The 12,384-nt window shown below is 65.4% G+C and carries 13 protein-coding genes and 1 riboswitch; of the genes, 6 read left to right on the forward strand and 7 right to left on the reverse strand.

Features of this window, described 5'->3' with window-relative positions:
• Window positions 1-90 precede the first annotated feature (90 nt).
• Window positions 91-1,662, reverse strand: coding sequence for a bifunctional AfsR/SARP family transcriptional regulator/alpha/beta hydrolase (locus tag ACYQ0L_RS14840; RefSeq protein ID WP_459790145.1), 1,572 nt, complete (start codon window positions 1,660-1,662; stop codon window positions 91-93).
• Between the two features lie 75 nt (window positions 1,663-1,737).
• On the reverse strand, window positions 1,738-3,354 hold the full coding sequence (locus ACYQ0L_RS14845; RefSeq protein WP_459790147.1) for an AbgT family transporter: 1,617 nt from the start codon (window positions 3,352-3,354) through the stop codon (window positions 1,738-1,740).
• Window positions 3,355-3,384: 30 nt separating this feature from the next.
• Here ACYQ0L_RS14845 and ACYQ0L_RS14850 point away from each other — a divergent pair, with 30 nt between their 5' ends.
• Both ACYQ0L_RS14850 and thiC read left to right on the forward strand, forming a co-directional pair.
• The gene (locus tag ACYQ0L_RS14850; RefSeq protein WP_459790149.1) at window positions 3,385-3,720 is read left to right on the forward strand and encodes a DUF1328 domain-containing protein; all 336 of its coding nucleotides are present in this window, start codon (window positions 3,385-3,387) and stop codon (window positions 3,718-3,720) included.
• 43 nt (window positions 3,721-3,763) lie between these two features.
• Window positions 3,764-3,875: riboswitch (TPP riboswitch) on the forward strand.
• A 47-nt stretch (window positions 3,876-3,922) separates the two neighbouring features.
• Complete coding sequence (gene thiC, locus ACYQ0L_RS14855; protein ID WP_459790150.1) at window positions 3,923-5,833, forward strand: phosphomethylpyrimidine synthase ThiC; 1,911 nt, start codon at window positions 3,923-3,925, stop codon at window positions 5,831-5,833.
• A gap of 121 nt (window positions 5,834-5,954) precedes the next feature.
• Here the strand turns inward: thiC and ACYQ0L_RS14860 are convergent, their stop codons facing one another.
• From ACYQ0L_RS14860 to ACYQ0L_RS14875, 4 genes are all read right to left on the reverse strand, one after another.
• Complete coding sequence (locus tag ACYQ0L_RS14860) at window positions 5,955-6,659, reverse strand: endonuclease/exonuclease/phosphatase family protein (protein WP_459790151.1); 705 nt, start codon at window positions 6,657-6,659, stop codon at window positions 5,955-5,957.
• Window positions 6,660-6,663: 4 nt separating this feature from the next.
• The gene (locus ACYQ0L_RS14865) at window positions 6,664-6,870 is read right to left on the reverse strand and encodes a hypothetical protein (protein ID WP_459790152.1); all 207 of its coding nucleotides are present in this window, start codon (window positions 6,868-6,870) and stop codon (window positions 6,664-6,666) included.
• Entirely contained in the window at window positions 6,870-7,568 is a 699-nt protein-coding gene (locus tag ACYQ0L_RS14870) for a DUF2589 domain-containing protein (RefSeq protein WP_459790154.1), read from the reverse strand. The genes ACYQ0L_RS14865 and ACYQ0L_RS14870 overlap by 1 nt, the downstream gene beginning before the upstream one ends.
• Window positions 7,569-7,678: 110 nt before the next feature.
• The gene (locus ACYQ0L_RS14875; protein ID WP_459790155.1) at window positions 7,679-8,230 is read right to left on the reverse strand and encodes a DUF2589 domain-containing protein; all 552 of its coding nucleotides are present in this window, start codon (window positions 8,228-8,230) and stop codon (window positions 7,679-7,681) included.
• Window positions 8,231-8,695: 465 nt separating this feature from the next.
• Here ACYQ0L_RS14875 and ACYQ0L_RS14880 point away from each other — a divergent pair, with 465 nt between their 5' ends.
• A complete protein-coding gene (locus tag ACYQ0L_RS14880) occupies window positions 8,696-9,226 on the forward strand; it encodes a hypothetical protein (RefSeq protein WP_459790157.1) in 531 nt (176 codons plus the stop codon).
• Between the two features lie 13 nt (window positions 9,227-9,239).
• The gene (locus ACYQ0L_RS14885) at window positions 9,240-9,581 is read left to right on the forward strand and encodes a hypothetical protein (protein ID WP_459790158.1); all 342 of its coding nucleotides are present in this window, start codon (window positions 9,240-9,242) and stop codon (window positions 9,579-9,581) included.
• 83 nt (window positions 9,582-9,664) lie between these two features.
• On the opposite strand, the gene ACYQ0L_RS14890 is transcribed toward ACYQ0L_RS14885, so the two are convergent.
• The gene (locus tag ACYQ0L_RS14890) at window positions 9,665-10,900 is read right to left on the reverse strand and encodes an amidohydrolase family protein (RefSeq protein WP_459790159.1); all 1,236 of its coding nucleotides are present in this window, start codon (window positions 10,898-10,900) and stop codon (window positions 9,665-9,667) included.
• Between the two features lie 231 nt (window positions 10,901-11,131).
• Here ACYQ0L_RS14890 and ACYQ0L_RS14895 point away from each other — a divergent pair, with 231 nt between their 5' ends.
• On the forward strand, window positions 11,132-11,422 hold the full coding sequence (locus ACYQ0L_RS14895; RefSeq protein ID WP_459790161.1) for a hypothetical protein: 291 nt from the start codon (window positions 11,132-11,134) through the stop codon (window positions 11,420-11,422).
• A gap of 177 nt (window positions 11,423-11,599) precedes the next feature.
• A complete protein-coding gene (locus ACYQ0L_RS14900; RefSeq protein ID WP_459790163.1) occupies window positions 11,600-12,202 on the forward strand; it encodes a hypothetical protein in 603 nt (200 codons plus the stop codon).
• The last annotated feature ends 182 nt before the right edge of the window (window positions 12,203-12,384 follow it).

The following is a 12,384-nucleotide window of genomic DNA, read 5'->3' on the forward strand; positions in this document are numbered from 1 at the left end:
GCGTGTGAACGAGCGTGTGAAGAACCGTGTGAACGAGCGTGGAAATTGGCGCTCGATGCATTTTTCGAGCTGGATTCCAGTCGTTTCGCGCTAGCTCGCGATGAAATCCGTGACCAGCCGGACGAATTCCGCCGAGGCAGGCTCTCGCCCCAGCAGCAGGTGATTCTCCGTATCGAGCGTGGCGAAACGCGCGTCGGGAATTTTCGCCGCCAGCGCACGTCCGGTCTCCAGCGGAATGCGCACATCGCCGCGGCTATGGATCACCAGTGTCGGGCAGCGGATTTCGGCCAGCCTGTCGGACACGTCGATCTGCGAGAAGGCTTCGAGGAAGCGCACCGCGTTGGCGGCCGAGGTCGTCTGGCGCTGGAAATCGTTGAACCAGCTCATCTCCGCCGAGTTCGCTGTCGGCATCATCGTGTGCCCGTAAATCTGCCGTATGGCAGGGTTGTCGACATCCCAACCCGCTTCGGTCAGCGTCGTCACCGCTTCGCGAATGCGCTGTTCCTCTTGGGTTGCGGTCAACCGCCAGCCACGGTCGTAGCCGCCGAACAGGATCAAGTGCGAAACACGCTCCGGATGGCGCGCGGCATATTCGATCGAGACGGCCGCACCCTGGCTGATGCCGAGCAGCGGAAACCGCTCCAGCCCGCTCGCCTCGACCACCGCTTCGAGATCGGCGACGAAGGCTTCCTGGCTGATATCGGGCACGTCCCAGTCCGACAGGCCGCAGCCGCGCTCGTCGTAACGAACGAGGCAGTGATGGGCCGACAGGCGCCGGAACAGCGGGCTCCAGATCGGGGCTTCCCAGTCGAGCTCGAGATGGCTGAGCCAGTTGGCGGCCTTGACCAGCGGTGGATTGGCGCGGTCCCCGGTCACGGCCCAGCCGATCGAGACACCGTCGGTGGTCTTGATGAAGCCGACGTCCTGCGATGGCAGTGAGGTTCGTCGCGGGATGCGGTTGGCATCGGTCCGCGGTTTCTCCGCGAATTCCGGCGTTGCGATGCCTGCGTCGCGAAAAGTCTCGGTCAGGGTACCAGCGAGGCTGCGTGCCGCTTCGGGCTTGCCCGCCCGCATGCGCGCGGCGACCGCTTCCTCAGCAGCATCGGGATCGAGCGGCGCATCGCCCAGCCAGCGATCGGCCCATAATTCGCGTTCGGCCGGCGAGATGTCCGGCGACTGCGCCAGCCGCCGGGTGAGCGATGCGCGCAGCCCCTCGATCTCGTGCCGCTCGCGCTCCAGCCACAGCGTATATTCCTGCAGGTTGGGAAGCTCGCAATCCTCCAGCCAGGGACGGCCCGTCAGCTTCCACGCCGTTGCCGTCGCGGCGATGTCGGTCTCGGGATCGGCGAGCAGGAGGTGGAGCGAGCTGACGTCGATCGAAACCCTCGACCGATCGATCTCGATCGACTCGCGGTCGACCATCATCCGCTCGCTGCCCCCGGCATTGATGATCGGGCGCAGTTTGGAAAGCGACCAGCGCAGGGCCCCGCGCGGATCGTCGGGCAGGTCCCACAGCAGCGAGCATAGCTCCTGCCGCGAGGCGGGCCGGTCGATCACGACCAGATAGGCGAGCAGCGCACGCGTCTTGCGCGACGAGGGCAGCACAAGCTCCCCGCCATCGTGCCACACCCGCAGACGTCCGAATGTCGTGATCGCGATCACGCCCGCCGTGCTCCTCGTTTATTCCTTCCGAAGCAAAGGCCTAGGCAGATCGCGGGGCAAAAGGAAGCCCGGGCCTCAGCCCGCCGGATAGTAGGTCGGCGAACCCGGCCCCACCGGCAGGCCGAAGACGAAGGTCCACAGATAGAAGAAGATCGACCACGCGACGAAGAAGACCATCGAATAGGGCAGCATCATCGCGATCAGCGTGCCGACGCCCAGGTCCTTCTGGTATCGCGTCGCCCAGGCGAGGATCAGCCCGAAATAGCTCATCATCGGGGTGATGATGTTGGTGGTGGAATCGCCGATCCGGTAGGCGGCCTGAATGGCCTCGGGCGAATAGCCGATCAGCATCAGCATCGGCACGAAGATCGGCGCGGTGACCGCCCATTGCGCGCTCGCGCTGCCGAGCGAGAGGTTGATCAGCGCGCAGATGCCGATGAAGGCGAAGAACATCGCGGGGCCGGTCATCCCGGTGTCCTTGAGGAACTGCGCGCCGGTGACGGCGGTGATCCCGCCCAGATGAGTCCAGCCGAAGAAGGCGACGAACTGCGCGGCGAAGAACACCAGCACGATGTAGAGGCCGAGCGAACTGAGCGCGCCCGCCATCGCGTCGATCACGTCGCGGTCGGTCTTCATCGTGTTCGCCGCGCGACCATAGGCATAGCCGATGACGACGAAGAAGATCAGGATCCACACCACGAACCCGTCGAAGAAGGGCGAATCCATCCGCTCGCCCGTCTCCACATTGCGCAGCACGCCCCATTCGGGCCACAGCGTCAGCGCCATCAGCGCGAAGACGCCCAGCATCGCGATGCCCGCCCAGCGCAGGCCCTTGCGCTCGGCTGGCTGCAGCGGCTGCATCATCCCGTCGTCGAGGATGTCGGGATCGGCCTTGGAGGCGTCGAATTTCCCCAGCTGCGGCTCGACGATGTAGATCGAGACGAGGCTGCCGATCGCGGTGATCAGGAATGTGCTCGCGACCATGAAGTACCAGTTGGCGGTCGCCAGCACGGTGTAGTCGGGGTCGATCAGCTGCGCCGCTTCCTCGGTAATCCCGGCCAGCAGCGGGTCGATCGTGCCGATCAGCAGGTTGGCGCTGTAGCCGCCCGAAACGCCCGCGAAGGCGGCGGCCATCCCGGCCAGCGGATGGCGGCCGAGCGCGTAGTAGATCGCGCCGCCCAGCGGGATCAGCACCACATAGCCAACCTCGCTCGCAGTGTTGGAGATGATCCCGGCGAACACGATCGCCACGGTCACCAGCTTGGGCGGCGCGCCCAGCACGAGGCTGCGGACCGCCGCGCTCAGCAGGCCGGATTTCTCCGCCACGCCGACGCCCAGCATCGCGACCAGTACCACGCCGAGCGGCGCGAAGGACGTGAAATTGTCGACCAGACCGGTGAAGATGCGTTGCAGCCCCTCCACATTCATCAGGCTGACCGCACGGATCATCCCGTCCTCGGCCACGCCGGGCGCGCCTGCGGGTCTCGGATCGACCACCGCGACACCGAGATAGCCGAACAGGCCCGACAGCAGCACGATGCCCACCGCCAGCAGCGCGAACAAAGTGACGGGGTGGGGCAGCAGGTTGCCCAGCCATTCGACCGCGTCGAGGAAGCGGGTGAAGGCATTGCGCTTTTTCGGCACCCCGGCTTCGGGCTGGCCATCGTCTGCGGGCGGGGGAAATTCGGTCATCATGGCTCCGTCGGGATTGGCGGCGGGGTCGTGCGGGCGCTCTGGCCCGAATGGCTCGAAAAGCGCAAGTCGGTGATGCGCAAAGCTCAACAGGCCCGAGTGCGCCTGAACCTTGGCAGAACGGGTTTCGAACTGGAGAGGCGAGGGGAACCCCGGCTCGCGTCGGCGGTTCTCACCGGCATGATCAAACTCGCCATCATGTGTCTCGTCGTCGCCGCAATTGCCGCGATCCTGGGTTTCGGCGGGGTCGCCGGCGCTTTCGTCGATATCGCGGTCTGGATCGCCATCATTGCCGTGGTGCTGTTCGTGGTCTTCCTGCTGCTCGGCATTTTCGCGGGCAAGAAGGCGAGCGACGCGCTCGACTGATCCGGCGCCCGCTTTACGCGGGGCATTGCCTTCCCTACAGTTGCCGCCATCCCCGGGGAGCCTGTCGTGCAATCGCAGGTTGAGAGCGGAATACACCGCGACCCGTCGAACCTGATCCCGGTAATACGGGCGGAGGGAGGGAGCGGTTTTCGGAAAAACGCCCGGCTGCCGCCCTCGCTCCGATTCTGAGGAGCGTTATTTAATGGCCGACATCCCCGCACGTACCGAGATCGAACGCACCGAAATCGGCGTCACCACCGGGCCCATTCGTGGCAGCCGCAAGGTCCATGTCGCCGCGCGGACCGGCAGCGGCGTCCGTGTCGCCATGCGCGAGATCGACCTCGAGGGCGGTGAGCCGTCCTTGCGCGTCTACGACACCTCCGGCCCCTATACCGATCCGAACGCCGCCATCGACATCAACGCTGGGCTGCCGCAGCTGCGCCGCGAGTGGATCATGGGGCGCGGCGATGTCGAGGAATACGACGCGCGGGAGGTGAAGCCGGAGGATAACGGCCAGCTCGGCCCGGATCGCAGCGGCGGCGTGCCTCAGTTCCCCAGCACGGTGAAGCGGCCGCTGCGCGCCAAATCGGGCGCGAACGTCAGCCAGATGCACTACGCCCGCAAGGGCATCATCACGCCCGAGATGGAATACGTTGCGGAGCGCGAGAACCTGGGCCGCGAACAGATCGCGCAGGACCGCGACGGGGACAGCTGGGGCGCCGCGATCCCCGGTTTCATCACCCCCGAATTCGTCCGCGACGAAGTGGCGCGGGGACGGGCGATCATCCCCAACAACATCAACCACCCCGAAACCGAGCCGATGGCGATCGGGCGCAACTTCCTGGTCAAGATCAACGCCAATATCGGCAATTCCGCCGTGGCGAGCGACGTGGCGAACGAAGTCGACAAGATGGTCTGGTCGATCCGCTGGGGCGCGGACACGGTGATGGACCTCTCCACGGGGCGCAACATCCACGACACGCGCGAATGGATCATCCGCAACAGCCCCGTCCCCATCGGCACCGTGCCGATCTACCAGGCGCTGGAAAAGGTCGGCGGTATTGCCGAAGACCTGACCTGGGAGATCTTCCGCGACACGCTGATCGAACAGGCCGAACAGGGCGTCGACTATTTCACGATCCACGCGGGCGTGCGCCTCCCTTACGTGCCGATGGCGGCCAAGCGCATGACCGGGATCGTCAGCCGCGGCGGCTCGATCATGGCCAAGTGGTGCCTCGCGCATCACAAGGAGAGCTTCCTGTACGAGCGCTTCGACGAGATCACCGAGATCATGAAGGCCTACGACATCGCCTATTCGCTGGGCGACGGCCTGCGCCCCGGATCGATCTACGATGCCAACGACGAGGCGCAGTTCGCCGAACTCTACACGCTGGGCGAACTCACGAAGAAGGCGTGGGAGCAGGACGTGCAGGTGATGATTGAAGGCCCCGGCCACGTTCCCATGCACAAGATCAAGGAGAACATGGACAAGCAGCTGGAGGCATGCGGCGAGGCTCCGTTCTACACGCTCGGGCCGCTCGTCACCGATATTGCGCCGGGCTACGACCACATCACCAGCGGCATCGGCGCGGCGCAGATCGGCTGGTACGGCACCGCGATGCTCTGCTACGTCACGCCCAAGGAGCACCTCGGCCTGCCCGACCGTGACGATGTGAAGGTCGGCGTGGTGACCTATAAACTCGCCGCCCACGCAGCAGACCTCGCCAAGGGCCACCCGGCAGCGCAGGTGCGCGATGACGCGCTGAGCAAGGCGCGCTTCGAATTCCGCTGGCGCGACCAGTTCAACCTGTCGCTCGACCCCGACACCGCCGAGCAGTACCACGACCAGACACTGCCCGCAGAAGGCGCCAAGACCGCCCACTTCTGCTCGATGTGCGGCCCCAAATTCTGCTCGATGAAGATCAGCCAGGAAGTCCGCGAATTCGCCGCCAGGCAGAATTCGGACAGCTATCTGGCGAGCGAGAACTTGCGTGCCGAGACCTCACCCGAAGAGGCCGAGGAAGCGCGCGAGGGGATGGAGGAGATGAGCCGCGTCTATGAGCAATCGGGCCGCGAGCTCTATATCGGTCAGGGCGATCGCGAACGCGATTGAGGGGCTGGAAATCTGCAGCGACGGGCGCGGTTTTCACGAACCGCGCCCTTGCCGGGAATAGTAGATTCCTGTCCCGTTTGCTGAACCCTCAAGTTATTCAAAGACTAGGCGAAATTTTTGGTCATCGAAATGTGTTGCCGATCTGAAGCGCCACGGGCTTGTGATCAGGTCCCGCCATGGCGCCGAATTCGGGATGCCTGCGCTTGAATTCGCTTATTCCGGCGCCCTTGATATTCAGGTTGTTGCTGTAGACAGTCCAGTCGAGAATGTTGCCGCTGCGTTGTGTCGAATCAGGCCAGTAACTGAAAGCCTTGACCCCTCTTGGGAGGTCAAGCTCATCCCTGCGGTGAAAATCCCAGTTCATGTCGCCGCCGATCATCCAGGTTCCGCCCGAATTTGTCTCCGCAGCGCGGACCGCGCGTCTTATTTGCGTCGATGTAAGGCCAGTCTGGCCCGACTTGAAATGGGCGAGGTAAGTTTTCAGTCTGAAACCGCCGCTCACGCTGGTACTGAATTCCGCGACTTGGCGGTTGAGGCCGACGAGGGGGACCGAGCCATCGTAGGTGGTCGTCGCATTCCTGATCGCGCAGACATAGGCGTTGCTATAGCCGCCGTTGATGAACCCGGCGCTGTAATGACTTCCGTAGACGCTGTTGATGTAGCTCGCGATATCCGTTTTGCGCATGGAATGGATCTCCAGCAGCGTGACGATGTCAAATTCGCTGCGGAAACAGTAATCCAGGAAATGACTGGCGATTGTTTCCTTGTCCTGTGGAGAAGATCGACCGACCTTCTCCACATTGAACCAGGCGACGTAGATGGCCATCCGCCTAGTCCTGTTCCACGAGCGAGGCGGCGCGGGTCCTGATCTTCTCGTAGGCGTTGATGCCGCGTTCCAGCGTCTCGACGCTTTGCGGCGCGATCGCCAGGGCGGCGCCGCAATGGTTGCAGGCAAAGCGCGATCCCGAGGCCAGCATCCGGGGCTCGATCAGGATCGAGCCCACGTTGCAGGCGGGGCAGGGGATGGTGACACCCATCAACCTTCATCCCCCCCGCTGTCCTTCGCCGGGCCGGCGGGCAGCTGGATCGGTGCCATCGTGCTGGTCATCGCCTGGATGATCGTGGTGATACCCGGTGGCAGCGGCAGCTGGCCCGCATGCACGGTAACCGAATATTTCGCGTCGTTGCTCTTGGAGTAATGCTGCTTGTCGGACGAGGCCGAAGAGCTGTCGTGGCTGACGTTGCCCTTGATCTCGACCGAGAACATGCCCCAGCCCGCCTTGGCATCGAAGCTGGCGTCTTCCTTGGTCGACGACGAGGTGGAACTGGAGGTATCGTCGGTAAAGCTGCTCTTCACCTCCATGTCGAAATTGATCGTCACATTGTCGACCGCCAGCGAATTGATCGGCAGGATGGTGAGCAGCGGAATCATGATCGTGGTGTCGACATGCGACACGGTGGGCGTGGTCGATCCCTCGCCGGGCGGGACGATGATGCCCTGCGACAGCGTCATGTTGACCATCACCGGTGCGTATCTGGGGCTCTTGTCGGTTCCGTCGGTGCCTTCGACGAAACAGGTCTTCATCAGGAAGTCGATCTGGGTCAGAGCCATCTGCTGGTTCGCCGAACAGGCGGCCATCAGCGGCCCCCCGATCAGCGCAGGCATGGGCAGCCCGGCAAATTGCTGCGCCATCGACGCAAGGGCGGGGCCGGGTACTGCGGGTGCTTCGGGCATTCTGTTTATCCTCCTCTAGAAAATCGGGTGGGGCAGTTGGTCGGTCGGTCGCGAGATCGGCCGCCGCGCACGGGCGGGGCGCAGATGCGATGCTGACGGGGGGCGGGGGATCACGGGATTTGCGCCTTCAGCGCGCGTTCGTAGCCCTGCATGACGATATCCACGCCCGGCGGGCGCGGGCCAGCGGTGACGTGCAGCTTGAGCTTCGCATTCGCCTTCGTCGCCTGGACGGCATTTTCCCGATTGAGGAAATTGCGCCGCGATTGCGGGAAGTTCACCAGCATCTCGTCCTCGTGGTTGACGAGTTCGACATCCATTTCGAGTTCGAGAGACTCGATCTGCAGCTCGTTCATCGGAACCAGCGAAATCAGCGGCACGAAGACCGAGTGGCTCTGCGGCCCCTCGGCGGTCTCGCGGGCGAAGCGCATCTCGACCAGCTTGGGGCTGAGGAAGCGCGTATCCCCGCCGACGCCCTGGCTCACGCTGACCTTTTCGTACTCGACGTCGTGCTTTTCGGAGCGCGCGGTGCTCTCACCCTCCTGCTCGTCGGAGGCGGTGTGGAAGAAGTCGAACAGCGCTTCGAGCTGCTGGCCCTCGACCCCGCGGACGGCGCCGGTGATCGCGCTCTGGATACCGTTTACCAGATCGGTGAACCTGATCATCGCGGCCCCTCCTGCCGAGGCTGATGCCCGCAGCGCTCGCCGCCCGGGTCCGATGCCAGACTGCGCCGGGCGGCCTGCCCTTGTCGCGCACGGCTGCCTCGGTTTTGGATGCCGGACCGGGTCCGAGAGGGGGATGGAGGGGGCCGTGCGGACCGGACCTGGGCAGGCCGCGAAGTGCGAGGCTGGCAATCCGGCGCGCGGAACTGCGGAGATAACGGGGCGGAGATCGACACGCGCGCCGCACCGGGGCGAAGCGGTCGGAGCCCCGGCGGATTATATCCACTTCGGATGCTTCAGTGCCGCAACTACCCGCGCTGTTCCGGAGGCCGTTTGCAAGGCCCGCTCTGCGGGGTAAGCTGGTGGGCGGTTCGTCGCAAAACAGAACCGCGACAGTTATCTGGCGAGCGAGAACCTGAAGGGCGAAGACTCGCCCCGATAGCATGCGCAGAAAGAGCAGGAGACCGAATGAAGCCGTCCGCCATCGCCGCCGCGCTCCCGCTAGCGCTCTGGCTCGCCCTCGTGCCCCGTGCGGCGGCGGCGCAGGAGGCGGGCAGCGCTGCGGCGCAGGCGGGCGAGTTGCGGATCGTCCACCTGTGGTCCGCCGATCCCGAGGCGTTCCTCGCGCAGTGGAACCAGCCCGACCCGCCGACCACCACTGCGCCGACGACAACGCGGACGGCCCGCAACCGGCCGATCCGGCAGTTCATCCTCTATTCCGGCTGCCAGCGCGATTTTGCGGCGCAGTGCCATCTGTCCGCCGTCGTCACCATCACCGCGCCCGACGGTACGCCCTATGGCGATCCGCTGGCGTTCGACGCGCTCCCGCTCTCGCCCCCCGTGGCGCAGGGCTTCGGCCTCGCCCCCAATTCGATCGGCCTGGTGATCGAGGATGGCGATCAGCTGGGCGAATACACCGTGCAGCTGGCCGTGACCGACGAGATCGCCGGCGTCACCGCCCGCCAGACGAGCGTGCTGGAGATCGTCGAAGCCGACTGAAAGCAAGGATGACATGAGCGAGAGCGACCCGCAGGACATACTCGACGATCCGGCCCCGGACGAACGGCGCGAACGCCGCCGCCTGCCGGTGATCGGCCTGTGGCTGAGCGCGCTCTATGTCGTGGGGCTGGTGGTGTACCTCGCCGTGCAGGGGCAGAACCCGGCGGACCTGCGGCTGAACGAGCTGGGAGACTTCCTGGGCGGCGTATCCAGCCCGCTCGCGTTCCTGTGGCTGGTGCTCGGCTTCTTCCAGCAAAGCCGCGAGATCCGCCTGAGCAACCAGGCACTCCACCTGCAGGCCCGCGAGATGCGGCGCAGTGTGGACGAGCATCGGCGAATTGCGGGTGGGGAGTGAGCGGAACGTCTGCCGGCACCCGAGTCAAACGAACGGATTTCCCACTATCGCCGATTGCGCTTCTGGAACTGAGAGGGCGCGCGCTACTGGGTAGAACCGTCGCGCTGCGGCACAGCCTGCGCCCAGGTGATGCGGTCCAAGACGACCTCGCCGTCCTTCATCACGAAATCGACGCGTTCGAGCGCGCCGATGTCTTTCAGCGGATCGCCGCGCACGGCAATGATGTCGGCCCATGCGCCCGGCTCGATCGTGCCGAGCCTGCCCTTCGGATCGAGCAAGCGGCCGGGAATTATCGTGGCCGAGCGCAGCACGGCGAGGGTGGACATGCCCGCCTCGACATAGCGCGGATACATCTGCGCCGCCTCCTGCCCGCGCGTCAGGCCGTCAACTTCGTAATAGCGGTCCGATCCGATCGCGATCCGCACGCCCATGGCCGCCGCGCGGCGGATGCGCGCCTTGTGGTGGTCGGCGGTCGCGCTGTCGGTCGGGACGAGCACGATGTCCTTCTCCTTCATCACCGCCAGCACCTCGTCGGAGATCGTGTAACCGTGTTCGATCGAATCGACTCCCGCGCGCGCCGCGATCATTGCCGCGCGGTCGCCCTTCGTCGCATGCGCGGCCACGCGCACGCCCGCCCGGTGCGCCTCGTCGACGATCGCGGCCAGCTCCTCCTCCGAAAGCACGCGGGGCCCGCTATTGACGATCACCTTGATCCAGTCGGCCCCGTCGAACACCGCCTGCCGCACCGCCTTGCGCGCGTCCGCGGGTCCGTCGATCTCGACATATTCGCGCGCCACCAGATCCTGCGCCACCGGCGCCAGGCTCTCGAACTGGCCACCCACGGGCGAAAGCGCGCGGGTCGACACGAACATGCGTGGGCCCGCGACCCAGCCGGCGGCGATCGCGTCGCGCAGCGCGACGTCGTTGTTGACCCCCGAATTGCCTAGGTCGCGCACCGTGGTGAAGCCCGCCTCCAGCATGTCGCGCGCGATCTTCGCCCCCAGCAGCGCTCGGTCGGCGCCCTTCATCTGGACGATCTCGATGATCGTGTTGGCATTGTCGCTGCCGTTTTCGCGGTAATATTGGTGCAGCAGATGGGTATGCGGGTCGATCAGACCCGGAAGGAGTGTCGCCTCGCCGAGATCGATCACGCGCGCGCCTTGCGGGGTCGCGCCGTCCTCTTCGATCGAACGGATTTGATCCCCCGCTATGACGACCGTCACATCGTCGAGTATCCGGCCGCTGCGCACCTCGACAAGATGAGCTGCGCGTATTGCGGTGAGAGATTCGTCGGCAGGACTTTGTGCGGAAGCACCCATCGATAGTCCGACAAGAGCCAGGCCGAAGGCAACGGCGATCTTCCATATTGATGAGTTTGGCACGCGCACGGTTCTCCTTGACAACGCACGCGCCCTACCAGTGCTTTGTGAAATATTCCAAACAAGGGTCCTGCGCAGGCTTCGGGCCGTCCGTTGTTTCAAGGCACCCGCACCCATTCCCGCTCCCCCCGCGTTACCCCTCAGCAGCATCACGCTGCCGGAGTGCTCCCAATGACCAAGCCCACCCCCAAGACCTGGCCCGAACTCGCGGTCGAAAGCTGGATGCTCGGTGCCGAGATGAGCATGGTCATCTGGCTGCGATCCCTCCGCATGATGGCGGGCGGCAAGCTGGCCGAGCGGGAGGCGGAGCGGATGGTGAGCGAGAAGCTCGTCGCCGCGATGACGCTGTGGCCCGCGCTGATGGCGGGCGGCTTCGACCAGTCGGCCGAGGAAACCACCGGCCGCGCGCTGGCGCATTACGGCAAGCCGGTGCGCGCCAATCGCAAGCGGCTCAGCCGGTAGGGATCGGTTTGCCGGCGGGACGTCCTGACGCTCTTCGCGGCCCTTCCCGAGAAGTAAGCTGGACCCCGGATCCCCCGCCTGCGCGGGGGATCCGGGATGACGAGATGGGGAGGGGTGGTGCCACCTCTCTGCCCCCCAAACTTTCCTACTCCGCGCAAATCTGCCTTAACCTGCGCGATGAGCAGCACCGAAAAACCCCGCCCGCCCGCCGTTCCCCCTCAGGTCGCGGCTCCCTTCGTCCCCAAGGAAGACCGCTGGACCAAGCCCAGGATGACCGAGTTCCTGCGCCAGCTCGCGGCGCATCAGTGCGTCGCGGCGGCGGCGCGGGCGGTCGGCATGTCGCGCCAGTCCGCCTACCGCTTACGCAACCGGCTGAAGGGGGAGCCGTTCGATATCGCGTGGGAGGCGGCGTTTCAGCATGGCTATGACGCGCTCCACCAGGCCGCGCTCGAACGCGCATTGCACGGGGTGGAGGAGCCGGTGTTCCATGCGGGCGAGCAGGTCGGCACGCGGCGTCGCTATGACGAGCGGCTGACCGTCTTCCTCCTCTCGCGCCGCAATGCGCAAGGGGCGCAGCGGCTCTCGCGCTATGGCGCGGCGGCCGAGTTCTGGTCCGACCGGTGGGAGAAGATGCTCGATCGGGTCGAGCACGGGCCGCTCGTGTGGCAGGACGAGGACGGCGTGCGGGTGCGCGGCGACGATGCAAAGCTGGGCGAGGAGATGATGCAGCGCCACGCGCTCGACGAGGCGGAGAATTCCCGCCGCTGGGGCCGCAGGTGATGTTGGCGGGCGATGCGGGGGCAGGGGCGAAGGCGGGGTGCCCAATCGCCGATCTGTCACCCTGCGGCGCGCTCGGGGGCGAAAAATCGCTGCGCCTCAATGGCTTGGCCGTGTGGGCGACAGGGTGACAGGTGGGTGTCACGTGTCACCCTGTCGCCCCGCCTCTCGCCCAGCCTCTCGCC

Source organism: Alteriqipengyuania triglochinis, from assembly GCF_054655655.1.